Here is a 26,916-nt window from a genome sequence, read left to right on the forward strand (position 1 = left end):
TCCTCTTCCCCATCTCTTTTTGCTCTCATGAAAAGTATAGTATGTATGGATGGGGTCTGTAAAATATATATTCTTTTTAAGGGACATTAAGAATGGATTTTATCAATGTAATTTTGAAAACCTTGGGTAGGCTCGTCTGTTTTAATTTTTGAATAAGGGGTATAATTCTTATGGAAGAGATTAAAGGAGTCTGAGGAAAATGCCTAATTTGGACCTGCATAAATATGAAAAAATAATGGAAATACGTAATATGAGGCTAGGAGACATAGATGAAATAATTGCTTTGCAATCGAGTTGCTTTCCAGGAATGGTTCCTTGGAAGCGAGATCAGCTTGAGAGCCATCTGGCAATTTTTCCAGAAGGACAGTTCGTGGCTGAATATGATGGAAAAGTGATTGGCTCATGTTCCAGTCTCATTATTAATTTTGACGAATATGATGATCGCCATACATGGGACGATGTAACAGATGGTGGGTACATCACTAACCATAATCCGGACGGTTATAATTTATATGGGATCGAGGTCATGGTCCATCCTAAATTCCGCAGGATGAAAATTGGTCAAAGACTATATGATTCAAGGAAAGAACTTGTTGCCCATTTGAATTTAAAAAGCATCATTATCGGCGGCAGGATCCCCAATTACCATAAACATGCGGATGAACTGTTACCAAGGGAATATGTGAAAGAAGTGCAATTGCATAAAATATATGATCCGGTTCTATCATTCCAGCTTTTAAATGGGTTCACGCTCATGAGGATCAATCCGAATTACTTGCCGGATGATCTGCAATCCAATAAGTATGCTACGCTCATGGAGTGGAATAACGTCGATTATCAGCCGAAAACAAAACGTTATTATAAAACATCCGAACCGGTAAGGATCTGCGTCGTGCAATACATGCTGCGTAAAATAGATTCATTCGAAGACTTCGCTAATCAAGTCGAGTATTTCACCGACGTTGCTTCGGATGCTAATGCGGATTTCGCCGTGTTCCCGGAATTGTTCACTACCCAGCTGATGTCTTTCTTGAATGAAAGGTCACCAAGCTTGGCTGTAAGGAAACTGTCGGACTTCACGGAGCAGTATATTGAGTTGTTTACCACTTTAGCTGTAAGGTATAACGTCAATATCATCGGCGGTTCCCATTTCGTAAAAGAAGATGATGACAATATCTATAATATTGCTTATTTATTCCGTCGTGATGGGACGATTGAAAAGCAATATAAAATTCATATCACACCGAATGAAAGAAAATGGTGGGGTATTAACGCAGGTGACCGCGTTCGTGTCTTTGATACGGATTGTGGAAAAATCGCCATACAAATTTGTTATGATATTGAGTTTCCGGAACTCGCCCGGATCGCTACCGACATGGGAGCCAAAATCATATTCACTCCATTTTGTACAGAAGACAGGCAAGGCTATCTGCGCGTTCGTTATTGTGCCCAGGCCCGTGCTGTGGAAAACCAAATTTATACCGTCATTTCCGGAACGGTCGGGAATCTTCCGCAAACGGAAAATATGGATATCCAATATGCACAATCTGGAATCTTCGCTCCATCGGATTTCGAATTTGCGCGTGACGGCATAGTCGGGGAAACCAGCCCAAACCTTGAGATGGTCCTGATTGGTGATGTTGATTTGGAAATCTTAAGGCGGGAGCGTCAGTCTGGTACTGTAAGGCAATTGAAAGATCGCCGCCATGATATTTATAATCTGCATTACAAAGATGGCGATAAATAAAGAAGGAAAAGGGCTCGTGATGGGAAGAACGCAAATTTGGTTCTTTTCATTACGAGCCTTTACTTCATTTATTGGGATAAATGTGATAATTTTGTATATGTAGGCAGATACATAAAAATTACAAATAAGGCGTTTGGGAGGAGATGTTGGAGATGGAATGGAAATCTTTATACACCACTTGGGCAGGGTACCAGAATTTAAATGGGGAATTACGTGTCCTCCTTGAGGAAATGCAGCGAGATGAAGCACAACTCGAAGATGCCTTTTATAAAAATTTAGAATTTGGAACAGGCGGAATGCGTGGGGAAATCGGAGCGGGAACGAACCGGATGAATCTTTATACTGTAAGGAAGGCAACGGTTGGGTTAGCTCAATATATCTCTTCGTTTGGGGAAGAGGCAAAAGGAAGAGGGGCTGTGATTGCTTATGATTCGAGACATAAGTCTCCGGAATTTGCACTCGAAGCAGCTAAAACCTTGGCAACATTTGGGGTGAAGGCTTATTTATTCGATGAATTGCGTCCGACACCAGAATTATCATTTGCGGTTCGCGAGCTGAATGCTTTTGCTGGAATCGTAATCACGGCAAGCCACAATCCGCCTGAATATAATGGATACAAGGTTTATGGGCCAGATGGGGCACAATTGCCACCGGAAGCAGCGGATCAAGTGATCAGCTATGTGAATGCCATTGAAAGTGAGCTTGAAATTCAAATTGAAGAAGCTGAAGTCCTTAAAGGACAGGGCCTAATTGAAATGATTGGGGAGGAATTGGATGCGGCATATAACCGTGAGTTGCTCACAGTTCCCGAGAATCCGCAGCTTGCCGAGGAAATAGATGTGTCAATCGTCTTTACGCCGCTTCATGGTACGGCAAATAAATCAGTCAGACGGGCACTGAAAAGCTTAGGGTATCAAAATTTGCATATCGTTAAGGAACAAGAACTGCCAGATCCAGATTTTTCAACAGTGAAGTCTCCAAATCCAGAGGAACCAGCAGCGTTTGAAATGGCGATCGAGCTTGGAAACAAAGTAGAAGCGGACTTATTGATAGCAACGGACCCGGATGCCGATCGGCTTGGAATTGCCGTGAAAAACGAGATGGGTCAATATGTTGTCCTAACTGGAAATCAAACAGGTGCACTTTTCCTGGATTATTTACTATCCCAGAAAAAAGAAAAAGGGAAGCTCCCTCAAAATGGAGTCGTCTTAAAAACCATCGTCACTTCTGAAATCGGGCGGACGATTGCGGAGTCATATGGTTTGAAGACGGTTGATGTACTTACCGGGTTTAAGTTCATCGCCGAGAAAATAAATCAGTATCATGAAAGCGGAGAAAATAGCTTTTTGTTCGGATATGAAGAAAGCTACGGTTATCTGATTAAAGACTTTGCACGTGATAAGGATGCCATTCAAGCGGCAGTGCTGGCTGTTGAAGTCTGTGCTCATTATAAAAAGCAGGGATTGACACTATATGAAGGGTTGCTGAATGTATTTGAAAAGTACGGTTTTTACTTGGAAGGATTGCGTTCATTGACTTTAAAGGGCATTGAGGGAGCGAAACAGATTCAAGGAATATTGAATCAATTCCGTCAAAGTCCTCCTGCCCGAATAGCTGGCATTCAGGTAGTCGCTGAAGAAGATTATCAAAGCGGCAAAAAACGTACATTACTTTCAAATGGTGAAGAATTAATCGAGCTTCCGAAATCAAATGTATTGAAGTATTTCCTTGAAGATGGTACATGGGTTTGCCTCCGTCCTTCAGGCACTGAACCGAAAATAAAATTCTACTTCGGTGTCCAAGGTAAATCAATGCCGGAAGCTGAGTCCAAGTTATCGGGAGTCATGGAAGATTTCATGAGCAAGATTGAAGCATTAGTTTAAATGTATGAAAGCTAAACGAAAGACTTCTTTGGTCTTTCGTTTTTTTATATAAAAGTTGACTCTGGCAAATTTTTAGTAGCATGAATTATCAAAATTCTAGGAAATTCCGCTTCGGTTTTGGTATACTGTATTGGCGACTGATCTCGGAAAACATCGGGAATAATGGAGGTATATATTCATGAAATTAGTAATCATTAATGGTTCACCACGTAAACAAGGGCGGACTGGGATAGCTTCACGCTACATATCCAAGAAATACGGAGCGGAACTTATTGATTTAAGCAATAGTGAAATCCCTTTATATTCAGGTGAAGGTGAGCAATATCAATTGGAAGTCATTCAAGGTCTTCGGAAAAGCATAGAAGAAGCTGATGGCGTGATTCTGACAACTCCGGAATATCATGGCTCCATGAGCGGTGCATTGAAAAATGCCTTGGATTTTCTAAGCAGTGAACAATTCACGCATAAACCAGTAGCATTATTGGCTGTATCCGGCGGAGGAAAAGGCGGGATCAATGCCTTGAATTCCATGAGGACGGTGGGGCGAAGCCTTTATGCAAATGTGATCGCAAAACAATTGGTTCTGGATCCACATTGCTTTGATTACGAAAATGATGGTTTATTTGAAGAGTCTGCCGTACTTGTAGAAGGTATGATTGAAGAGCTTAAAATGTATGCAACTGCATATGCTACAATGAAAAAAAAATGAAATGAGGGTCAGGTATTTAATACCTGACCCTTCCTTGTTTTTATAGGGTTTCACCAGCCAAAGTTATATCCCCGATAATCAATCCACTTGTATAAATTTTCCCGTTTTGCAAAAACTATAGTTGATTTTAGCTTGGAAGTTCACTTAAATAATCACTTGTTTTTTCTGCAGCATGATCCAGATAACGCAGCAGTGCATACAACTGGGATTGAACAATTTGATAATCATGCTCAAACCTGTAAGCGTGCAAAAAATGTTCTATTTTTTTTGAAAGAAAGTGATCTTTCGTTCGAACCATCAATACTAACAAGCTGTCCCAATCAGAACGGTGTGTGTGAAACAATGCCTGATCATAATCCGCAATCCTCATGTTCTTCTCCCCCTTAATAAGGAGCTATTTGTATTTTGTTCAGATATGACAGAAACATTTCCTTACAATAAGTGGCGATGTATTTGGACCGCGGTTGTTGCTTTTTACCTGAATAAAAATAAAAGGTGAGTACATGAGAAAAATAATGCTAATTGGAATATTGGTGCTGCTTTTTTTCCCTGAACCATCGCTGGCGGCAGAAGTGTATTCCCCTGAACAGATGGAAATGGATCTGCAAGGAATCCAAAAGCAGTATGAACTGAACGTTCAAATAATCGGGAAAACTGAAAAGGGGAAGAATATAAAGGCAGTCAAGTTAGGAAAAGGAAAAAGATCGATTTTGCTAGTGGGATCACATCATGGACGGGAATGGCTTAGCTCCATACTTTTAATGCGCATGCTTGAAGAGTATGCAGCCGCCTATCGATCGGGCAAACCTGTTGGAGAATATCGGACGGAATCATTGGATGAAGTGAGCATCTGGTTCATTCCGATGCTGAATCCAGATGGAGTCAGCATCCAGCAAGGAGATTTATCCCACTTAAATGTTCTCGAAAAGGCTGCAGTATGGAAAATGAACCGATATAGCAGGGATTGGTCCCGGTGGAAAGCCAACGCAAAAGGTATTGATTTAAATAGGCAATATCCGGCTGGATGGAAAGAAGTCATGAGTCATGAAACGAAACCAACGTATCAATTTTATAAAGGCGGAAAACCATTAGAAGCAGCTGAAGTAAAAGCGCTTACCGATTTCACGAAGGAAATCGATCCCCTTATTGCTGTTTCCTATCATACCTCAGGAAGGGAAATCTTTTGGCATTACAAAAATAAACGGAAAAATATGGCAAGGGATTATGGGATTGCCAAAAAGACTGCCGAATTGACTGGATATGAACTGACCTTTCCGGAAAAAGAAGCGGTAGGAAGCGGGTTTACGGATTGGTTCATAACTGAATTCCACCGCCCGGGAATGACGATCGAACTTAGTTATTTAGTGGATGAAACCAATCCGCCGTTGACTGTGTTTCCTGAGGAATGGAAGAGGAATCGATTAGTTGGAATCATGCTTGTAAAAGAAGCGAAGCAGCTGCATAACAACTGAACAATTTTACATAATAATACTAAGAGGAAAGTATGAGGAGGAAAACAATTTGAAAAAGGTCATCGTGATGTTAATGGGGATTTTTTTGATTATACAATCAGGGGCGATTTCAGCACAGGCCCAAAAACCCGATTACGAAAAATACGGAAAGATTGCGATTGCTGTAGTGCAGGCGGATTATCCTGAAGTTGAGATTACCGATTACGATTATAAAGGCAGAAAAACTGCAGCGAAAAATCTAGTCGAAGACGATTTCAGATTTTTAATCAAGGATAAAGGAAATGAGTTTAATGTCATCGTGACTGTACAACATGATTTGAAAAATGAAAAATTACTTAGTTTGAAGGTCACAGAGCAAAAAGGAAAGTGAGATCAGAACAAACGGGAAATTTAAGGTATGCATCTTACCGAACATCTTCATCTAGAGAAGATGTTTTTTTCTGATTGCATTTAAATGTTTTCCGGAAAATAAACGATATTGGTTAGTTGCCAATGGGAAGTGATGCCTGTCAAACTAGCTGCCATGAAGTTTTCATTGCATTTATGAGCAGCTAACCAGTATAGTTAGTATCAGATTGAAACAATAAGCTTGATTGTAGGGGTATTAGAAAATGAGAAAGTTTAAGAAAGTTTATGTGGAAATTACGAATATATGTAATTTGAAGTGTAATTTTTGTCCAAGCTCCAGCTTGCAAAGGACCCTGAAATTCATGGATCCTGAAGGGTTTACGGATGTAATCAAGAAAATCAAACCACACACCGATCATATCTATTTCCATCTGATGGGTGAACCATTTTTAAATAAAAATTTGGGTACATTCCTGGATATCAGTGCTGAAAATGACCTGAAGGTTAATATTACAACGAACGGTACTTTGATTCAAAAGGTAAAAGACAAGCTGCTCTCCAAAAAAGCCCTTCGGCAGGTGAATATTTCACTTCATAGCTTTGAGGCAAACGATACGAGCAATAGTCTTGACTCTTATGTCAGTAATATTGCTGATTTCATAAATGAAGCAAATGAAAAAAGTGAAGTGATTTGTGCCATTCGTTTATGGAATATGGATACGGATGAATTAAAAGCGAGTAATGGCCTTAACGACGATATTCTTAGCATGTTGGAGGAGAAGCTTTCATTGGACATTCGCTTGAGTGAAGCTCTTCAGCAAAAGAATAATATTAAGTTGAAGGACCGGGTATATATAAATATGGCCGAAAAATTTGAGTGGCCAGAATTGGACCGTGACATTATCGATGAAAATATTTTTTGCTATGCTCTTAGAGATCAGTTAGGCATCTTGGTGGATGGTACAGTCGTACCATGTTGCTTGGACAGTGAAGGGAAAATACCGCTGGGAAATATATTCGAAACATCACTTGAAGACATTTTAAATGGTGAACGGGCGAAAAATATGTACGATGGTTTTTCAAGAAGATGTGCAGTTGAAGAATTATGTAAACGCTGTGGCTATGCAAAGCGTCATAAAAAATAAGATTAAGAAAATACCACGGAGTCCATCTTCGTGGTTTCAGACTGCAGGCAAACTCGATCAAAACTCAGTTTGCCTGCAGTTTTTTATTTGAAAAGTTCAGTTGATTTCAGAAATCCGCTCCCTTTCCGCCGACTGTCTGCCAAGCCTCCTCGGCACAAGCGCCTTTGGTGTCTCGGCTAGCCAGTAATTCGGCAGGAGTGTCGCAAATTTCTTCAATCCAATGAGACTTACAGTAAAAAACCATAAAGACCGGAGCACTTTATTCGACTTACCCTGCACATTATTCGACCGTTCACGAATTTTTTTGACCTTCACCTCACTATTCGGACTCCGAACATCATTTTGTCGCTAAACTGAAACCACGAAGTCCATCTTCGTGGTTTTTTTGTGATTGAAGCATCGCACCTTCTTTTTGTATTAAAAATTCAGAATATTATTGTTTTATTAATATTCCCGTGATAAAATACTCTCTATTATTGATGAAGTCAAAACTTCATATTGTCATATTAAAAGTTTTGGATTCATATCTTGCTTTAGAGGGGATGTTTTTTATGGATTTACAGCAAAAAGTTAAAGAAGTATTCCCTGATTTATCTACTGGCCAAAAAAAGGTAGCAAAATACTTGTTAGTGCATTCACATACATTTGCAGTCACTTCAGCTCAGAATCTCGGGAAAAATATAGGAGTAAGTGAAACGACCATCATTCGCTTTTGCTATTCACTGGGGTTAAGTGGATATGCGGAACTTCAAAAACTTATACGCAATCAGTTGATATACGAGAGCAGCAGTTTGAATGAATATCATTCTTCAAAACTTGAAGCCGCGAATCAGCCAAACTTCATGGCTCAAGTGATGGGGCAGGATATCATAAGTATCGAAAAGACAATGAAAAATCTATCAAATGAGGATTTCTCCAAAACAGTTGATAAATTGGCGGCAGCTGACAATGTTTTGATATCCGGACACCGGTTATCATTTTCGGCAGCACATTGGTTAACCTTTACGCTGAGGCTTGTTAGGGAAGAGGTCCATTTATATAGGCCTGATACAGATGATATTTTTTTACTGTTGGATAAAATGACTGAAAATTCCGTTTTTGTAGCCGTTTCATTTCACCGTTATGTTAAAGAGACTGTGAAAATCACGGAAATGGCCAAAAAAGCGGGTGCATTTGTAATTGGGGTCACGGATTCTGAACTGGCTCCAATTGCTGAATACACTGACATTTTATTGCCCATTTCTACACCTAGGACTTCCACTATCGATACGGCACCGGTGTTATTCTCCTTATTGAATAGTTTAGTAGCCGGTGTATCGATTAAAGACGAACAGGGTTTCAAAGAAAGAAAAGCTATATATGATGCGTTCAATCAAGACGATTATTTCTTTTGAGATAAAACTTCCATCAGTTTGGTGAAAAAGCCGATTAAACCAGGATACAAGGGGGAGACAGAAATGGATATCAAACAAACTATCGAAAAATTAAGGCCTCGAATACTCGATATCTTTGACCATTTACACGCACATCCTGAAACGAGTTGGAATGAAGTGAATACGACAGCTTTCATTTCAAATATTTTAACGAAAAATCAATGTAAGGTGAAAACATTCGAGGACTGTACAGGGGTGATTGGGGAAATCGGAAAAGGGAATTTCACAGTCGGATTACGATCGGATATCGATGCACTTTGGCAGGAGGTGAATGGGACGTTTCAGGCCAATCATTCCTGTGGACACGATGGGCATATGTCCTTGGCACTTGGAGTATTCCTGGTATTGAAGGAAATGGACTTTCGACCAAGAGGCAAGCTGAAATTCATTTTTCAACCTGCTGAAGAAAAAGGTACGGGCGCCTTGAAGATGATTGAAGAAAAAGTTTTGGATGATGTCGATTTCCTGTATGGTGTGCACTTAAGACCGGTTGAGGAAGTGAAGGATGGGCAAGCGGCACCAGCCATTGTCCATGGAGCCGCTCAGTTCATTAAAGGAGAAATAGCGGGGACGGATGCACATGGAGCAAGACCGCATCAAGGGCAAAATGCCATCGAGATAGGAGCAGCATTCATCACTTTATTAAATGGTATCCATCTTAATCCATCCATTCCTTATTCGGTAAAAATGACGCAGTTTTTTGCTGGAGGCGAAAGTTCCAATATCATTCCAGGGAGAGCCACTTTCTCATTGGATTTACGGGCACAGGATAATGCTGTGATGGATGAGCTCACCAAAAAGGTGGAAAAGGTTGCAGAATCTTTGGCCATTGTCCATGGAGTCGATGTGAAACTCGAACCGGGAACCAATGTTGCTGCAGCTATTGTGAACGATCAAGCACAGGAAATAATGTCTGAAGCGATAGCCGATACACTCGGGGAAGAGAATCTGGTAGCACCTGTCATTACAACAGGAGGAGAGGATTTTCATTTTTATACGTTGAAAAGACCTGAACTCAAGGCGACGATGCTTGGATTGGGCTGTGATTTAGCACCAGGGCTCCATCATCCGAACATGACGTTCAATAAAGAAGCTTTGTTATCGGGAATTGAAATCCTGACCAAAGCCATCATACTGACTTTCGAGAAATATGGAGAGGGGGGCCACTTACATGACTGATGAATTAATCATTCAATCCCTATCAAAACTAGAGGATTTACAAGAAGTGCAGCGATTGGAAGTCCTTGTATGGGGCATGGATTGCGTTCCCACCCATCAGACGATTACGGCAGTCAAAAACGGCGGGCTTGTTTTAGGCGGCTACATCAATGGCCAGTTAGTCGGGTTTCAATACAGTTTCCCGGGATTCAAGGACGGAAGGGGGTATCTTTGTTCACATATGTTAGCCATCCATCCGGCTCATCAAAAGAAGGGATACGGCAGGTTACTTAAACTTGCACAAAAAGAAGAAGCACTCAAAAAAGGCTACGACTTGATCACATGGACGTATGACCCATTGGAAAGTGTGAATGCAAACTTGAATATCGGTAAGCTAAAAGCTGTTTGCTCTACATATGTGGAAGATTGTTATGGAAATATGAATGATACCCTCAATGAAGGATTGTCCACTGATCGGTTCATGGTGGAATGGAATATACGGCAGGAGGCAAAGGGAGAAACCTCACCTTCTGATAAAGCCATACACATCGTAACGACAGGCATGAATGACCAAGGCTTTCCTTACATCAAGGATTATCATTTCGAAACCAATGCCGAGGTGATCGCCATACCCATTCCGACGGATATTCAAAAAATCAAAAAAGGTGATCTCCGCCTTGCGATTGATTGGCGGTTAAAAACGAGTGAATTATTCAAAACGCTTTTTGCCAAAGGATATGTTGCAGTCGGAATCGAACGGGAACAAGGTGAAAACATTCAAAACTATTTATTAAAAAAACAAGAATAAGAGGGGAATCGGGATGAAAATAACTGAAGTGCGTTTACGTCATTTAAATATGGATTTGGTAGCTCCCTTTACAACAAGCTTTGGAACGTTTGTAGATAAGGAGTTCATTCTTGTGGAAGTGAAAAATGGAAAGGGGCTTTCAGGTTGGGCTGAATCAGTGGCTTTTTCAGCACCTTGGTATAACGAAGAAACAATAAAAACCAATTGGACCATGCTGGAGGATTTTCTGATTCCGCTTGTATTGGATAAAGAAATAGAGCATCCTCGTGATGTATCGGATATGTTCTCGCACATTCGTAAAAATAATATGGCAAAATCGGCTATCGAAGGAGCCATCTGGGATCTATATGCAAAAGAAAAGAATATCCCATTAAGTATGGCTTTAGGCGGGGAACTGGAAAAAATCGATGTTGGGATCAGTATCGGCATCCAAAAAACGGTACCTGAATTACTGGCGAAGATAGAAGCTGGATTGAAGGATGGGTATAAAAGAATCAAAATGAAAATTCAACCAGGTTGGGATGTAGATGTAATCAGGGAAGTACGCAATCGATATCCCGATGTTCCGATCATGGCAGATGCAAACTCCGCTTACCGTCTGAAAGACATCGAATTATTGAAGCAGCTTGATCAATTTGATTTAATGATGATCGAGCAGCCCTTGTCATCGGATGATATTGTCGATCATGCCACATTACAAGCAGAAATCAAAACGCCGATTTGCTTGGATGAAAGTATACATTCCGTGGATGATGCAAGAAAAGCCCTTGAATTGGGAAGCTGTAAAATCATTAATATTAAGATCGGCAGGGTTGGCGGTTTAACGGAAGCAATGAAAATTCATGAATTATGTAAAGAAAGGAATGTACCGGTTTGGTGCGGAGGCATGTTGGAATCTGGTGTGGGACGTGCCCATAATATCGCATTGACAACACTTGATAACTTCACGATGCCTGGTGATACCGCAGCATCAGCGAATTATTGGCATAAAGACATCATCCAACCAGAGGTTACAGTGAATGATGGGGTCATAACCGTTCCAAAGGCGGCAGGCATTGGCTATGATGTCGATTACGCTGCGGTCGATGAATTCACTTCCTATAGTAAAAGATATACCAAATGATATGTAAATAAGAGTTGGAATTAAAGAACCTCCCAGCTTCGCTGGGAGACTATTGAATAACAGGATTATGATGGAAAGGGAGGGTATTTCTTTTAACTTAAATTGTCAGAATAATCATATAATTAGGGTGGTATTTGATATGAAAAACAGTATAAATCTTGCAGGAGCATATATTGGAATCATCATTGGAGCAGGTTTCGCTTCAGGACAAGAAGTATTACAGTTCTTCACGAGTTTTGGAATTTACAGTGTATTGGGAATTGTAGTGGCGACGGCTTTATTCGCGTTTTTAGGCATGCAAGTTACCCAATTGGGGAGCACTCTCCAAACACGCTCCCATAAAAGCATCATCGATCATATTTGCGGCCGCTATATTGGCAGGGTGGTCGATATTATTATCACATTTTTCTTATTTGGCGTAACAGTCATCATGATTGCTGGTTCCGGAACGATTTTTGAAGAACAATTCGGGATTCCAAGTATAGTTGGTGCAATCGTCATGACGGTGCTCACGATTGGTACGCTTTTACTTAATGTAAATAAAATAATGTCCATCATTAGTGCCGTCACACCGTTTTTATTTGTTATCATGATCATTATTTCAGGTTATTCATTTTTCACATCCGATCTAAGTTTCAATCAAATCATTTCATCTTCAAGTAAAGGAACGGCTGCAACCGGAAATTGGATGATGGGTTCATTACTTTATGTTTCATATAATATGACTGCCGGAATTGCCATGCTGGCCGTAATGGGAGGGACCTTTAAGAATAAGAAAGAGGCCGGTATGGGAGGCATTCTAGGAGGTATCGGATTGGGGATCTTGCTATTCTTGATCAATTTGGGGATGATGTCCGACTTGAATGGCATAGAAGGCTCAGGAATGCCTACCCTTCATTTAGCGAATCAGATTTCTCCATGGTTGGGATATATCCTTTCAATCATCCTTTTAGGAATGATTTATAATACCGCTGTCGGGATGCTGTATGCATTCACCGCCAGGTTGGTGCCTGCCGAAACGAAACGCTTTAAAATATCCGTGATTATGGTCGGGATCTTCGCTTTTCTCGCTAGTTTCGTTGGTTTTATTAAATTGGTTGGAACGGTATACCCAGTCACGGGATACTTAGGTTTTGTCATTATTGCAGCGCTCATCATTACCTGGATCCGTTCAAAAACAAAAAAAGAGGCTGTGAATACGGAATTCGCGAAATTTTAATATTAAAGGGAAAATTAAGATTGAGTGCAGAATGCATGAATCATTTCACCTGACATCTTCTTCATGGAGGTGTTTTTTTCTGTTATCGAGGACCTTTACTCATGATCACGGCATTTTTCCTCCTTTTTTTCATACATTAGTTTAAAGGCGGAAGACAAGGGGGATATCGGATGAATGGAGCGGAGCAAAAGGCTCTGGAATATGCCATTAGTGAAATTACGGAAATAGCAACTGGGTTCGGGTTGGATTTTTACCCGATGCGTTATGAAATATGCCCTTCAGAAATCATTTATACATTTGGTGCCTATGGGATGCCGACCCGTTTTTCTCATTGGAGCTTTGGGAAGCAATTTCATAAAATGAAGCTGCAGTACGACTTTGGATTGAGTAAGATCTATGAACTGGTCATTAACTCTGATCCTTGTTACGCTTTTCTGCTGGACTCCAATTCACTTGTGCAAAATAAATTGATTGTTGCCCACGTTTTGGCGCATTGTGATTTCTTTAAGAATAATGTACGTTTCAATAATACTAAGAGAGATATGGTAGAAAGTATGTCGGCAACGGCAGAAAGAATTCGTGAATATGAAATCCTGCATGGCAAAAAGGAAGTGGAAACCTTCCTTGATGCACTTTTAGCGATTGAAGAACATATCGATCCGTCGCTGATGAGACCGAAGCTTGCCTGGACGATGGAAGATGAGGAAGAAGAAGAGGAAATAAAACCGACAGCCACACAATACGATGATTTATGGAACCTTGATAATAAGGATAAACCGAAGGAATCCAACATTAAAAAAAGAAAAAAATTCCCGCCTAGGCCTGAAAAGGATATTATGCTTTTCATAGAACAGTACAGCAGGGATTTAACCGATTGGCAACGGGATATCATGACGATGATCAGGGAAGAGATGCTGTATTTCTGGCCGCAGCTGGAAACGAAAATCATGAATGAAGGCTGGGCATCCTACTGGCATCAGCGCATAATCCGTGAATTGGATTTATCCTCAGGGGAAGCCATTGAATTTGCAAAACTGAACGCAGGTGTCGTTCAGCCATCACGGACCAGCATTAACCCTTATTATCTTGGATTGAAAGTGCTTGAAGATATTGAAGAACGCTATGATAATCCAACCGAAGAAATGATAAGGCTGGGCGTCAAGCCTGGATCTGGCCGGGAAAAGATGTTCGAAGTCAGGGAAATCGAATCGGATATTTCCTTTATCCGCAATTATTTGACGAAAGACCTCGTCATGCGGGAGGATATGTATTTATTCCAAAAGCAGGGCAAGGATTATAAAATCGTCGATAAGGCATGGGAACAGGTTCGCGATCAACTCGTCAGTATGAGGGTTAATGGCGGTTTCCCCTATATAACAGTTAACGATGGGGACTTCATGCGTAATGGGGAACTTTATCTAAAGCATTGGTATGAAGGTATTGAACTGGATCTGAAATATCTCGAAAAAGTCATGCCATATATCCATCAGCTCTGGGGCCGCTCCGTGCATATGGAATCAGTCATGGAAGGAAAAGAAGTCCTGTTTTCCTATGATGGAAAAGGTATTCACCGGAAATATTTATAAAGCAGAAAAAACTGCCGATAACTCGGCAGTTTTCTTGTTTCGTCTGATAAAGCCCCAGGCTGGTCTTTTAATAAGGATAATCTTTATTTCAAGATGCAGTATTAAATTCCAATTGGAAAGGCGTTGTTAAACATTTTATTTTTTCATCTACAATTCGAAATCTTTAATAACAGCAGTTGGGTGTAATACTTTTTCCGAATCGAACGCTTCTAAAGGTTCTTCATTTTGAACTTTCTTTACCCAGTCGTGATTAGCCAATGCTCCTTTACCTAAAGTTATAATATCAGCATGACCATTATTTATCATTTCAGAAGCTCTTTCTGGCTTCTCTAACTGTCCATTTGCGATTATAGGTAATTGACTATACTCTTTGGCAAGTGCTACAAGTGAAGCTTTTCCTGTTTCAAATGCTGGCTGCCACGCTTTAAATTCTGTTACATGAATATAATCAATACCTGCGTTACCTAATGCTCCAAAGATAATCGCGGCGTCCTGCTCTTTGCCTGACCAATGATAGGAGTAATCGTTCACTTTTGATTGTGAAATTCTAATACCAATAGTAAAGTCTTCTCCTACCGATTTTCTAACTTCATGAATTATTTCTACTAATAACCTAACTCTGTTTTCTGTTGTGCCACCATATTCATCAGTACGTTGGTTAGTATACTCCGTTAGAAACGCATCTAATAAATAACCATTTGCTCCATGTAGTTCTATCCCATCAAAGCCAACAGATTTAGCACGTTTTGCAGCTTCAACAAAACTGTTTTTAACATCGGCTATTTCTTCTTTTGTTATTTCTCTAGGTAATTGAAAGGGTCCTTCACCTAAGTAAAATTTTAGTTGTTCTCCTTTTGGTTGAACAGAAGAAGGAGCTAATGTTTCATAAGTGAAACGATTTCCCTGAGATAATGGCCCAGTATGTTGTAACTGCATAAAGATTGTTGATCCTGCTGAATGAACGGCATTGACAACTCTTTTCCACTCTTGTGCTTGCTCATCAAATGCAATACCTGGCTGAAAATCGTAAGTTTGACTATACTTATCATCAATATAAGTTCCTTCTGTAATAATAAGCCCAAACCCGCCTTCAGCAAAGGAACTATAATACTTAAGCATTTTATCTGTTACAAAACCTTTTTCAGTAGCACTAATACGCGTCATTGGTGCTACGCCTACTCGGTTATTTAACGTAATTGTTCCTATATTGAATGGTTCAAATAATGAATTTATATCCCACATGATGTTTGCCTCCTGTTTTTGCAATCTGATTAGTATTTGATTTAACAACTGTTTGATATTAGTTTAAATCTTCTATTTGGTTTAGTAAAATAGATATATTCGATAATTTAATTCAAAAAAATTGAACATAAGGAGATTTAATTATAAATGGAACTCCGTCAACTGATTACTTTTAAAACGATAGTAGAAAAAGGTGGGTTTAATAAGGCGGCAGAACATCTTGGTTATGCACAATCCTCCATTACTACTCACATCAAAGAACTGGAGAAAGAATTAGGTAGACCAGTATTTGATCGCTTAGGAAAGAAAGTCATGTTAACTCACTATGGAAATGAATTTTTGTCCTATGCTATCAAAATCATTGAACTATATAATCAGTCATTAAATATTGACAAAGAGCCACAAGGAGCTTTAACTTTAGGGATTTCCGAATCTTTAACTATTTGTAGAATTCCGTCGCTTCTTCTCGAATATAAAACGAAATATCCTAAAGTAAAGCTTTCATTGAAATCACTTGAAAATTATGATGTTACAAAAAGTCTTCAAAATGGGGAAATTGACATAGCCTTATTATTAGAAAAAGATGGTTGGAGACAAGAAGAACTTTACTCTGAAAAACTTATAAGAGAAAGAATGGTTTTAATCAGCCCTCTAGATGTTAAAGATATATCTCAAACAGCACTGTACTCCGAATCTAGATGTAGTTATAAATCTGTTTTTGATGAATATATTCGCAATCAGAATATGAACGTAACAGAAAGTTTAGAGTTTCAAAGTATAGAAGCAATAAAACAATGCGTTAAAAGTGGTTTAGGTATATCACTAGTTCCTTACTTTTCGGTCAAAGAAGAATTAGAAAGCAATAAACTAAAAGGAGAAATTATTCCACAACACCATTCCTCCATATCAACATATTTGACTTATCATAAGGATAAATGGCTTTCTCCTTCTATAATTCGTATGATTGAACTTATACAAAACCACGCTGAAAATTGGTAATTCATTAATAGAGAAGCTGACTTAATAAGCGTCTCTTTAATTTTTATTAAGCTAACCTGCCCCCCTTAGTTCATAAAGAAATCAACAACACCTTTTAACAGCGCGTTTGGATAAGATTTCCCCTCGCTAGTCTTGGGGGGGGACAGGCTAAGTTCTCCTTAGGCGGAGATATTTTAAAATTATTTTGTTGAAAATTTAATGCTTGATTATATAAGAATATGCTTATACACTAATATTGAATCATCGTATAAGCATATTCTTATTTGTTCGATTGTGCCAGGAGGGATAAAATGCAAACGAATGAATCGTTGGATTTAGAAACCACGGCAAACATTCTTAAATTACTAGGTGATAAAACTCGGTTGACCATGGTTAAGATCATGGCTGAGCATGAATGCTGTGTCTGTGAATTTGTGGACCTTTTCGAGATGAGCCAGCCTGCTATCAGCCAACATTTACGAAAGTTGAAAGATAGCGGAATCGTGAATGAAGCGAGAAGGGGACAATGGATATTTTACTCGTTAAATTCGTCTTCTTCCTATTACTCATTTATTCAGACGGTCATCAAGGACTTATCAAGTCAAAACTTTAAATTAGAAGAATTAACAGCACAAGGAAAAAGGATTTGCTGTGACTAACTAGGAGGAGAACATCAGTGGGTACAGTTATATTAGCTAGTATCATCTTTTTGCTGACGTTGACATTCGTCATCTGGCAACCCAAGGGATTGTCAATCGGCTGGTCAGCATGTGGGGGAGCGGTACTTGCCTTACTAGTTGGAGTTGTTGACTTCAACGATGTAATTACCGTTACGGGTATTGTATGGAACGCGACGTTGGCGTTCATTGCTATTATCATTATTTCTTTGATTTTAGATGAAATTGGTTTCTTTGAATGGGCAGCTCTACATATGGCAAGAGCTGCCAAGGGAAATGGAGTAAGGATGTTTGTGTATGTGAGCATTCTCGGAGCCCTAGTCGCTGCGTTCTTCGCAAATGATGGAGCCGCTCTCATCTTAACTCCGATTGTATTGGCAATGGTTCGGAACCTGAAGTTGGAAGAGAGAATGATTTTCCCATTTATCATCGCGAGTGGGTTTATTGCGGACACTACATCCTTACCACTTGTGGTAAGTAATCTGGTCAACATTGTTTCTGCAGACTTTTTTGATATCGGGTTTATTGAGTTCGCCTCTAGAATGATAGTACCAAACCTCTTTTCATTAGCAGCAAGCATCCTGGTATTATATTTGTACTTCAGAAAGAGCATTCCGAAGAATTATGATATGGCTCAATTGAAGAAGCCAGTCGAAGCCATTCGTGATGTGAAAATGTTTCGCCTGTCTGGGATTGTTTTAGGTGTTTTGTTGGTAGGATATTTTATCAGTGAATTTTTCAGCATTCCTGTATCCATCATTGCAGGTGTTATTGCCATTTTCTTCTTGTTTATGGCAAGGCGAAGTCCAGCTGTAAATACAAAGACAGTTTTAAAAGGCGCACCATGGGCAATTGTGTTCTTCTCAATTGGAATGTATGTCGTGGTGTATGGATTAAGAAACGTTGGATTGACAAACATTTTAGCTGACCTTATACAAGTGACGGCTGATCAAGGATTATTCGCCGCAACGCTGGGAATGGGCTTCATCGCCGCCATTCTGTCATCACTTATGAATAACTTGCCAACCGTTATGATTGATGCCCTTGCCATTTCCGACACCCATACAACAGGCGCAATCAGGGAGGCCCTGATTTATGCAAATGTCATCGGTTCGGACTTGGGCCCGAAAATCACTCCGATCGGTTCATTGGCTACGTTATTGTGGCTGCATGTCCTTTCATTAAAGGGCGTTAAAATTTCATGGGGAACCTACTTTAAAACGGGAATCATCTTAACTATCCCAACATTGATCATCACATTAGTTGGCTTATATATATGGTTACAAATTATTCATTAAACACTAACTTACTGTCAGAGGAGGGAAACTACATGGCTAAAAAAACACTCTACTTCTTATGTACTGGTAACTCATGCAGAAGCCAAATGGCAGAGGCATGGGGGAAGATATATTTAGGTAACGAATGGCAAGTGCTTAGTGCAGGAATTGAAGCACATGGGTTAAATCCTAACGCTGTACAAGCAATGAATGAAGTTGGAATGGACATCTCCAATCAAACATCGGATATCATCGACCCAGACATATTGAATAATGCCGATTTTGTCGTTACATTATGTGGCGATGCGGCAGACAAATGTCCAATGACGCCACCGAATGTTAAACGTGAACACTGGGGTTTTGATGACCCGGCAAAAGCGGAAGGAACAGATGAAGAAAAATGGGCTACCTTCCAACGTGTTCGAGATGAAATTGGCGACAGAATTGCACGTTTCTCTAAAACGGGGGAATAAATGAAATTGAAAGCCCGTGAGTGAGTGCTTCAGCAGTTGTTGTCAAAAAATCGCACGGTTGTTTATAATCAGCAATAAAGAGCGACATTGAACCCTGTATGGGATGTTAAACGCGTTAATGCATTTAGTAGGCGGACCAAAGGCCATAAAGAAAGAGCTGCCAATTTTGGCAGCTCTTTTCAACATTAAATCTTAATATCGACCTTAGCATTTTTCTGAAGTTCTTCCACATGTTTCACAAGTTTTTCCTGTTTTTTTTGCTGCTCTAGTTGTTCCTTGATTTGCGGCTTCATTTCTTCGAGCTTCTGTACCTTTTGCCCGCTTGTTTTAGCTTGCTCCGCAACCTGATCGTAATACTTTTGGATTTCTTCATCAGTTGCTTCTTCCACTTTAATCTCTTTTTCAACGTACTTCGTATATGGGATGTTCTCTGCGATCTGAGCATTCAGCATTTCCGAATTCAGACCTGCTTGTTTCATCGCTTCCTTGAATTTCTCTTCACTCTCATATTGCTTTTTGATTGCGGCAAGTTCCTTTTCAATTTCGGCTTTGGAAGCTGTGTAGCCCTTTTTATCAGCAGCTTGAAGCAGCAATTTTTGCCCCACTAAAGAGTTGAGCGTTTGCTCTTTAATTTGTTTGGCTCCCTCTTTGGTTGTTGGATCTTGTCCGAATTGCTGCATTTGCATTTGTGTGGTAGACAACACGGTATTATATTCCGCACCTGAAATTTTTTCGTCATTGACGATGGCCACCGTTTTCTTTTCATCCACCTTTTGCTTTTCTAGTTTCTTCTGCATTTCTTCCATCTGTTTTTGCTGTTCCTCAGTTGCTTTAGCCGTTTCTTTCTCGGTTGTTTTAGTTTCTTTCTCGTCATTTTTCTTATCAGCTTCATCGTTCGAACCACAAGCCGTTAGAACAACTGCCAATAATCCAATGATGATTGGGTACAATAGTTTCTTCATATTCAGTCTCCTCTCGAAATTCAGTGCTAAAAAATCATCTAATGCGCATTATAAAGGAATTGCCCATTAAAACACAATATTTTCATTCTTTTTTCCAGAAAACAGGAAGATAGTATAGGCATTATCTCATTATATAAGTGTATCATTCATGTGAAATGAACCGATTTACCCTTCGCCATGCAATAAGCTTAAAAGGAATGCGAAGGCTGACACCGGGCGCAGGCAGAAACTTGTAATTTATCTCTTAATAACAAAATATTGCTTAGTAACTATTGCAAAATAAATCGGTTTAGTAAAAGAAAGACTCGTCAGAAAGTTCTTGGATACTCTTCTAGGAATCAATCGGTTTAAACAACTTATAAATCAAAGAAGGAGATATGTCCTCTTCCAGGTTAGTATCCAAAACATACAAAAACACATTTCCTTTTTCCTACAAAAAGCGGCTAACAATTTTACACACAAGTTATTAATATAATAACAAGGAAAAAATTTCAATTTAACAAGAGACTACATGATAAATGTTGGCGCTTCCATTATATTTTAGGTCCTAATAAAGGAGGATACAATTCATGAACGTGGTTGAGTAAAAGTGTAGATTATTTCAGTATATGTAAGCGCTCAAATAACTCTATAAATCAAGATCCTAATGGGTTATTATCATTAATCCTTAAAATATTTTCTAGGAGGTTAATTAAATGAAAATAAAAAAGGCTCCCTTTCTTTCTTTACTAATGGTTGGTATTCTTGCTGTTGCTGCTCCACTTGCTAGTGCAGCTGACAACAAAGCAAAGATGTTAGAAATCCCTATTAAGGAACCTTCTGTTAATTTGATTTCAGATGTTGTTTACTCTCAGCAACCTATTTATGGTTATTCCAATGTTCCACTAGAAATGGATATATTACAGCCTGAAGGTAAAAAACCACTTCCTGCAGTTGTATTTGTCCCAGGAGGTGGATTCATGTCAGCTAATAACGATAAGTCTGTACAACAAAGAATGTCCATTTCGGAGGCAGGTTACGTTGTCGCTAGTATTGAATATCGGGTTACGCCTCAGAGTACCTTCCCTTCACCACTTGAAGATGTTAAAGCGTCCATTCGCTACCTGCGTGCCAATGCTGAAAAATTTAATATCGACCCTGAGAATATCGTTGTAATGGGTAGTTCAGCTGGCGGATATCTTGCTGCGTTTGCTGGCTTAACAAATGGTTTGGCGGACTTTGACAAAGGGGAAAATTTAGATCAAAGCAGTGATGTGAAAGCAGTTATCGATTTATATGGGCTTTCTGACTTAACGAGAGTTGGATATGGTTTTTCAGAAGAAGTTCAGGCCCTTCACAAATCGCCTTCCGCACCAGAAGGTATGTGGGTAAATGGACCTTCCGTAATGAGCCCTGGTGGTTCGATTTTTGATAATCTTGATAAAGCAGCCAAAGCAAATCCTATTACGTATATCACTAAGGATGCACCTCCATTCTTAATCATGCACGGAGATAAAGATGCACTAGTTTCACCAAATCAAACTGAAATATTACACGAAAATTTAATTAACAAAGGGGTTGATTCCACTTATTATATTGTAAAAGGTGCTGGCCATGGTGGAACTCATTGGGTGCAACCAAAAGTCACGAAAATATTGATTAACTTCTTAGATAAACACGTAAAAGGTAAAGAAAATAAAAATAACTAAAGATAAAAAAATAAATTATGGCCAAGCCTTCCGTGAATCATACGGAAGGCTTTCTTAGTGAATCCTGCACTGAGAGGGACATTTCACTACACCTCTGCAAAATAGGTAAAAATCTATTCTAACAGTTGTCAATCCGCAGAATCCTGACGCTTTCTATAATGAACAGACCCTTACTGGGTTTACACTATATTCAATTCCTGATATATAGTAGCAGCTAAACCCCTTGTAATTTCTTCAATTTCCCTGATTGTAATTTTTTGAGAATAACAAACAAGCAATTTTCAAATGAACAATAGACTTGGTAGAAGATACTGATAAGGTCATAACAAATAAGGTTAGTAGCCATAGGGTTAAATGAGAAGTCTACATAATATCCTTCTTACTATTAGTTTATGGCTCGCCCCAAATAAATTGTTTTGGAATCGGAAGAGATTAGGATCAAGGGAGATTTGAAAACGGAGTTCCTTACTTTTCAAAAACACTATATATATTAGTCGAATGATTCAAATCTAAGAAGAAAACTGTACATATTAAATTAGCGAACTTCTTCTTTTTTATATACCACTCAGCTGTTGTACTAGTTAGGATAGGTTGCACTATCGAATAGACTACATAATAACTGAAAAAAACTTCTTTTTTCCTACATTAAGTGGCTAACAATCTTAACCTCCAGCTAATAAAATTAGATTACGGAAAATTCGGACATTAAAAAGGAGGGAACAAAGGTTATTAAAAAATGAAAGCGTTTCCTGTTGGTGTGGGATACGATTTGTTAAATGAAATCTAAATTTAAGGGGGGCAATAATATGAAGTTGATTAACCCAATGAAAGTAATTGACGGAAGCCGCATTCATTCATTTCATATTTGGCTTGTTTTCTGGCTTTTTCTTGTCATTTTGTTTGATGGATATGATGTTGTCATTTACGGGGCTGTCGTTCCATCTCTTATTAAGGAGTGGGGAATATCGGATGTGACAGCAGGTGCAATTGGTAGTTATACGGTAATGGGTACAGCAGCCGGCGCAATTGTATTTGGGTTACTTGCAGACAAATTGGGCAGAAAGAAAATTATCTTGTTGACCATTTTCCTCTTCAGCTTTTTCACAATGCTATCTGGGTTCGCCAATGGACCGACAATGTTTATAATTTTTCGTGTCATCGCTGGTATTGGCCTAGGGGGAGTCATGCCAAATGTTATTGCCTTGACCACTGAATTTGCACCTAAGCACATCCGTTCTGCTCTCGTGTCATTCGTTTTTTGTGGTTATTCGGTTGGAGCGATAGCAGCAGCGCTTACAAGCCGGTCACTTCTGCCGACGGCTGGCTGGGAGCCCGTTTTCTGGCTCGCGGGAATCCCTCTCTTGTTCTTTCCATTTTTAATCAAAATCATACCGGAATCTGTTAGCTTCCTAATTCAAACTGGTAAAGTGGAAGAAGCCAAGAAAGTTCTTGCCAAGATTGATCCAACAATAAACGTGAAAGAAGCAATAGAACTTAAAAAACCTGATGAGAGAGCACCAGGCTCACCTGTTATAAAATTGTTCGAAAAAAAACGTGCACTAAGCACCGTGATGTTCTGGATTTCCTGCTTCAGCGCATTTATTTTGATTTACTCGATGAATACATGGCTTCCACGCCTTATGATGCAGGCTGGCTATGACCTTAAATCAAGCCTCACATTTATTGCGGTCATGCAAATCGGAGCTATTGTAGGTACCATCGTATTTGGGCGGTTGGTGGATAAACTGGGCTTTAAGAAAGTACTTGTTCCCCTGTTCTTCTGTGGTGCGATTGCCCTGTCGCTCATCGGATTCACGAACAGTCCATTTATCGCATACGCCTTGATTTCAGTAATAGGTGCTGCATCGGTGGGTGTACAGAATATGTCAAATGCATTTGTTTCCCAGTATTATCCTACTGAAATGCGTTCCACTGCACTGGGCAGTACCATGGCTTTTGGACGTATGGGGGGGATAGTGGCTCCGACATTCGTAGGTATTCTTCTTACAATGAACTTGCAGCCCCAGTATAACTTCGCAGCAATTGCAAGCGCAGCTGTGCTAGGGGGATTCTCGCTGTTGTTCGTTCAAGAGAAATACGGTAATTATAATAAGGGAGCGGACCAACCCGAATCGGCAGAAGATCGTTTGAATGCCGCTAAATAATATTAAGAAATCCCGATGAGATACTCTCTTCGGGATTTACGACTGAGAAGAAGGGGAGAGGACATGGGCATTGACCTGAAGCATATTTTTACGGCGAACATACATGTGGACGCCCCTATTGAAGTAGGGGATGTAGGAACTGGTATAAGAAGAGTCATTCCTATAACGGGTGGAACGTTTTCCGGGCCAGGGTTAAAAGGTATTGTTTTACCGGGAGGTGCGGATTACCAGATGATTCGATATGACGGTATGACGGAAGCACTTGCCCATTATACGATTCAAACAGAGGAGGGCGTGCCTATTTATGTTGTGAACAAAGGGTACCGGCATGGCCCCAAAGAAATTATTGACCGTATCATCCAAGGAGAAGAAGTTCCAATTGGATCATATTATTTTAAAACTTCTCCCTTGTTTGAGACGGGCAGTGAAAAATATGGTTTTTTAAACCGGAATATATTTGTAGGAGAAGGTATCAGAAGACCGTCTGATGTGCAGATGAAATTTTATCAGGTACTATGATTTTTGATTTTCTTTCTTTCATTATGAGTTTCTTCATTTACAATAGGATTAGGGAGAATTCCGGAGGAGGGATGGATTTTGTCTGACAGCAAAAGAGAGAAATTAATGAGAAAAGTAGATAACCATTTGCGAAAGACATCGCGTTATCTGATTAAGATTGACACCGAAGAAGAGGCACTGCAGTACTTGACTGATTCCTTTCAATCTGAGCTATATTGCGATTTTGTTGGTGTCGTGTTAGACGAGGGTGGGCAGCTGTTGCCAAAAGCGTGGAGCGGCAACATACCTTCTGTAACTGAGGCCTTTCCATTTTCCACAGATGACTGTTCCTCCAAACTATTCCATCAAAGTATGACGTATAAAACAGCGGAAGAGCCTGAAGATTGCCGTATGGCAAGAATATTGAAGAGGGCAAACATTAAAACATGGTTTACTGTCCCCCTCAAAGACGACATTCACCATTTTGGCTTTTGCATAGTTGGTTTCTTAAGCTTCGTGCCGCTTTTGGATATGGAAATTCACTTCGAGGAATTTGGAAAGGATATGGCAGTTGCCATGGCAATGGCGAGGCAAAAGGAAACACAGCTGAAAAAAATAGAAGGCATTGAATGGATTAGCAAAAACCTTTCACTCGATGCACCTCTTGAACACCATATCGCCGAACTGACGTCTAGGGCAGGAAAAGGGACCAATGCGGATTTTGCGTGTATTTATTTATATAATGAAAAAGAAAACTGTTTAGTATTCCAACAACCTGCTTACGGGAAGTTGGAATACGCACACAAAATCATGATCCAAGACAATTATATGCTGAAAGACCACTTTCCCTTTCTAGAAGCACCTGGTGGGAACCAGCTGACGATTCCCCTCTTCATTGACCTGAAACCGATAGGGGTCCTTCATATTGAGAACGAAGGGACGGGTGTATTTTCAGAAGATGATTTGAGATTGTTGGAACTTTTGTCCAAACATGTTGCCGCATTGCTTGAAAATGCACGTTTATATAATAGCGAAAAAGACCATAAACACAGGCTTCAGTTTCTTTTGGATTCTCAGCAGTCACTTGTGAAAGAAACGGTGGAGGTTGACAATTTTGATGGAATTACAAAAATGCTCGGCGGATTATTTCGAAGTTCGGTCATCTTGTTTGACCGCTTTATGCGGGCGTTATCATTCATCGACTATGAACATGAAGATAGCCCGTTATATATAGAGCAATTGGCTGAAAGAGCAAGGGAAGAAATCAGTAATGAAAAAGGTAACGAGCTTATCACCATGCAAGATCCCAATAATCCAGACTATAATTTTTCATTATGGACAGTTAGTGGTGGTGGCAATTTGCTTGGCTACCTAGCCATTCGCAGGTCTAGTGTGGAAATGGACGAGTTTGACCGTTTGACGGTCGATTTAGCACGGAATATTTGCTCAATCCAATTTATTAAGCAAAAGCTCGTCCTAGATGGAAAAGAACAGGCTAAGGATAGCTTCATTAGCAAATTACTGATGGAAAAAATAGATAATGAAGAAAGCATTCTCCAATATGCAAACTTATTTCAATGGGACCTGTTCAGCAGCCATCGGTTGGCTGTATTGTCCATAGAACTTGATGCAAGTGAAATAGAAGGAAGCAATCTCCTTGAACAGCAGACGAAAAAAACGCTTATTTGGGATTCGGTTAAATCTTATCTGTCGGAACTTGATAGTCCCTTTATATCTGCATCACATGACGAAAAGTTTGTTCTCATTGTTTCAACTGAAAGGGAAGGCGCTAAGCCGAAAAAGTATTGGGCCACGCTTTTTGAAAGTATTCAGCAATGGGCCGCGAAGGGACCTATCGAATGTCGAGTACTTATGGGGATCGGGAGTGAAACGGAGAATATCCAGGACTATTATGTGAGCTATCAGCAGGCTGTTCAGGCATTGAATATAGTAAGCAGTCGGTTCGAGAACACTGGTTATTCACTTTTTAAAGACCTCGGTTCCTATACCATTCTCCATCACTTGGATCATTCAACTGCCATTGATTTATTTGTGAAGAGTCAACTAGGGCCTCTCATCAAGTATTCGGAAGGGAAAAACATCGATCTGTACAATACTCTACATGTTTTCCTTCAAAATAACGGAAATGTAAAAGGCACGGCTGAAGAACTCTATATTCATCGAAGTTCCCTCTTATACCGGCTTGAAAGGATCGAACTGCTTCTGGATGCCGAATTAAATGACGCTGAAGTCCGCTTCAATTTGATGATGGCATTAAAGCTTTATGATATGAATGGTGGACTTACCTAGAACAGCCTTTATAGG

General features: G+C 39.8%; 24 protein-coding genes. 20 read left to right on the plus strand and 4 right to left on the minus strand.

From position 1 onward, the window contains the following. The first annotated feature begins 199 nt into the window (after positions 1-199). The 3 genes from NYE63_RS05300 (at position 200) to NYE63_RS05310 (ending at position 4,339) form a co-directional block, all read left to right on the plus strand. The gene (locus NYE63_RS05300) at positions 200-1,747 is read left to right on the plus strand and encodes a GNAT family N-acetyltransferase (protein WP_342604355.1); all 1,548 of its coding nucleotides are present in this window, start codon (positions 200-202) and stop codon (positions 1,745-1,747) included. Between the two features lie 152 nt (positions 1,748-1,899). Next, positions 1,900-3,630 carry a phospho-sugar mutase gene (locus NYE63_RS05305; protein ID WP_342604356.1) on the plus strand — a complete coding sequence of 577 codons (1,731 nt, stop codon included), beginning with the start codon at positions 1,900-1,902 and terminating at the stop codon, positions 3,628-3,630. Between the two features lie 178 nt (positions 3,631-3,808). Further along, positions 3,809-4,339, plus strand: a complete 531-nt coding sequence (locus NYE63_RS05310; RefSeq protein WP_342604357.1) for an NADPH-dependent FMN reductase — start codon at positions 3,809-3,811, stop codon at positions 4,337-4,339. A 127-nt stretch (positions 4,340-4,466) separates the two neighbouring features. Here the strand turns inward: NYE63_RS05310 and NYE63_RS05315 are convergent, their stop codons facing one another. After that, positions 4,467-4,709 (minus strand): YhdB family protein, encoded by a 243-nt coding sequence (locus NYE63_RS05315; protein ID WP_048689737.1) that lies wholly within the window; start codon positions 4,707-4,709, stop codon positions 4,467-4,469. Between the two features lie 133 nt (positions 4,710-4,842). Here NYE63_RS05315 and NYE63_RS05320 point away from each other — a divergent pair, with 133 nt between their 5' ends. The 3 genes from NYE63_RS05320 (at position 4,843) to NYE63_RS05330 (ending at position 7,304) form a co-directional block, all read left to right on the plus strand. Beyond that, positions 4,843-5,811 (plus strand): M14 family zinc carboxypeptidase, encoded by a 969-nt coding sequence (locus tag NYE63_RS05320; protein WP_342604358.1) that lies wholly within the window; start codon positions 4,843-4,845, stop codon positions 5,809-5,811. Positions 5,812-5,860: 49 nt separating this feature from the next. After that, positions 5,861-6,181, plus strand: a complete 321-nt coding sequence (locus NYE63_RS05325; RefSeq protein WP_342604359.1) for a DUF3889 domain-containing protein — start codon at positions 5,861-5,863, stop codon at positions 6,179-6,181. A 241-nt stretch (positions 6,182-6,422) separates the two neighbouring features. Continuing rightward, positions 6,423-7,304, plus strand: a complete 882-nt coding sequence (locus NYE63_RS05330; RefSeq protein WP_063235641.1) for a radical SAM/SPASM domain-containing protein — start codon at positions 6,423-6,425, stop codon at positions 7,302-7,304. A gap of 96 nt (positions 7,305-7,400) precedes the next feature. On the opposite strand, the gene NYE63_RS05335 is transcribed toward NYE63_RS05330, so the two are convergent. Continuing rightward, positions 7,401-7,619: a hypothetical protein gene (locus NYE63_RS05335; RefSeq protein WP_342604360.1), complete on the minus strand. Its 219-nt coding sequence runs from the start codon at positions 7,617-7,619 to the stop codon at positions 7,401-7,403. A gap of 236 nt (positions 7,620-7,855) precedes the next feature. Between NYE63_RS05335 and NYE63_RS05340 the strand changes: the two genes are divergently transcribed. From NYE63_RS05340 to NYE63_RS05365, 6 genes are all read left to right on the plus strand, one after another. Continuing rightward, the gene (locus NYE63_RS05340; RefSeq protein ID WP_342604361.1) at positions 7,856-8,698 is read left to right on the plus strand and encodes a MurR/RpiR family transcriptional regulator; all 843 of its coding nucleotides are present in this window, start codon (positions 7,856-7,858) and stop codon (positions 8,696-8,698) included. Between the two features lie 63 nt (positions 8,699-8,761). Then, the gene (locus NYE63_RS05345; RefSeq protein ID WP_342604362.1) at positions 8,762-9,916 is read left to right on the plus strand and encodes a M20 peptidase aminoacylase family protein; all 1,155 of its coding nucleotides are present in this window, start codon (positions 8,762-8,764) and stop codon (positions 9,914-9,916) included. Then, positions 9,909-10,703 carry a GNAT family N-acetyltransferase gene (locus tag NYE63_RS05350; protein ID WP_342604363.1) on the plus strand — a complete coding sequence of 265 codons (795 nt, stop codon included), beginning with the start codon at positions 9,909-9,911 and terminating at the stop codon, positions 10,701-10,703. The genes NYE63_RS05345 and NYE63_RS05350 overlap by 8 nt, the downstream gene beginning before the upstream one ends. A gap of 13 nt (positions 10,704-10,716) precedes the next feature. Further along, the gene (gene menC, locus NYE63_RS05355) at positions 10,717-11,826 is read left to right on the plus strand and encodes an o-succinylbenzoate synthase (protein WP_342604364.1); all 1,110 of its coding nucleotides are present in this window, start codon (positions 10,717-10,719) and stop codon (positions 11,824-11,826) included. A gap of 139 nt (positions 11,827-11,965) precedes the next feature. Continuing rightward, a complete protein-coding gene (locus tag NYE63_RS05360; RefSeq protein WP_342604365.1) occupies positions 11,966-13,045 on the plus strand; it encodes a hypothetical protein in 1,080 nt (359 codons plus the stop codon). Between the two features lie 170 nt (positions 13,046-13,215). Next, positions 13,216-14,631 (plus strand): SpoVR family protein, encoded by a 1,416-nt coding sequence (locus NYE63_RS05365; protein ID WP_342604366.1) that lies wholly within the window; start codon positions 13,216-13,218, stop codon positions 14,629-14,631. A gap of 147 nt (positions 14,632-14,778) precedes the next feature. Here NYE63_RS05365 and NYE63_RS05370 read toward each other — a convergent pair whose 3' ends face one another. Next, complete coding sequence (locus NYE63_RS05370) at positions 14,779-15,873, minus strand: NADH:flavin oxidoreductase (protein WP_342604367.1); 1,095 nt, start codon at positions 15,871-15,873, stop codon at positions 14,779-14,781. Positions 15,874-16,020: 147 nt separating this feature from the next. Here NYE63_RS05370 and NYE63_RS05375 point away from each other — a divergent pair, with 147 nt between their 5' ends. The 4 genes from NYE63_RS05375 to arsC all read left to right on the plus strand — a co-directional run bounded on the left by NYE63_RS05375 (position 16,021) and on the right by arsC (position 19,278). Further along, entirely contained in the window at positions 16,021-16,872 is an 852-nt protein-coding gene (locus tag NYE63_RS05375) for a LysR family transcriptional regulator (RefSeq protein ID WP_342604368.1), read from the plus strand. Between the two features lie 290 nt (positions 16,873-17,162). After that, the gene (locus NYE63_RS05380; RefSeq protein ID WP_342604369.1) at positions 17,163-17,510 is read left to right on the plus strand and encodes a metalloregulator ArsR/SmtB family transcription factor; all 348 of its coding nucleotides are present in this window, start codon (positions 17,163-17,165) and stop codon (positions 17,508-17,510) included. Between the two features lie 17 nt (positions 17,511-17,527). Next, positions 17,528-18,826 (plus strand): arsenic transporter, encoded by a 1,299-nt coding sequence (locus tag NYE63_RS05385; RefSeq protein ID WP_342604370.1) that lies wholly within the window; start codon positions 17,528-17,530, stop codon positions 18,824-18,826. Between the two features lie 32 nt (positions 18,827-18,858). After that, a complete protein-coding gene (arsC, locus tag NYE63_RS05390; protein ID WP_342604371.1) occupies positions 18,859-19,278 on the plus strand; it encodes an arsenate reductase (thioredoxin) in 420 nt (139 codons plus the stop codon). Positions 19,279-19,463: 185 nt separating this feature from the next. Here the strand turns inward: arsC and NYE63_RS05395 are convergent, their stop codons facing one another. Further along, on the minus strand, positions 19,464-20,240 hold the full coding sequence (locus tag NYE63_RS05395; protein ID WP_342604372.1) for a SurA N-terminal domain-containing protein: 777 nt from the start codon (positions 20,238-20,240) through the stop codon (positions 19,464-19,466). Between the two features lie 695 nt (positions 20,241-20,935). On the opposite strand from NYE63_RS05395, the gene NYE63_RS05400 reads away from it, so the two are divergent. From NYE63_RS05400 to NYE63_RS05415, 4 genes are all read left to right on the plus strand, one after another. Continuing rightward, positions 20,936-21,928 carry an alpha/beta hydrolase gene (locus NYE63_RS05400; RefSeq protein WP_342604373.1) on the plus strand — a complete coding sequence of 331 codons (993 nt, stop codon included), beginning with the start codon at positions 20,936-20,938 and terminating at the stop codon, positions 21,926-21,928. A gap of 806 nt (positions 21,929-22,734) precedes the next feature. Next, complete coding sequence (locus NYE63_RS05405) at positions 22,735-24,093, plus strand: aromatic acid/H+ symport family MFS transporter (RefSeq protein WP_342604374.1); 1,359 nt, start codon at positions 22,735-22,737, stop codon at positions 24,091-24,093. A 63-nt stretch (positions 24,094-24,156) separates the two neighbouring features. Further along, positions 24,157-24,612 (plus strand): DUF3237 domain-containing protein, encoded by a 456-nt coding sequence (locus NYE63_RS05410; protein ID WP_342604375.1) that lies wholly within the window; start codon positions 24,157-24,159, stop codon positions 24,610-24,612. 78 nt (positions 24,613-24,690) lie between these two features. Beyond that, positions 24,691-26,901, plus strand: a complete 2,211-nt coding sequence (locus tag NYE63_RS05415) for a helix-turn-helix domain-containing protein (protein ID WP_342604376.1) — start codon at positions 24,691-24,693, stop codon at positions 26,899-26,901. Positions 26,902-26,916: the final 15 nt, after the last annotated feature.

It is taken from the genome of Peribacillus sp. FSL E2-0159 (genome assembly GCF_038643155.1).
Classification (GTDB): domain Bacteria; phylum Bacillota; class Bacilli; order Bacillales; family DSM-1321; genus Peribacillus; species Peribacillus simplex.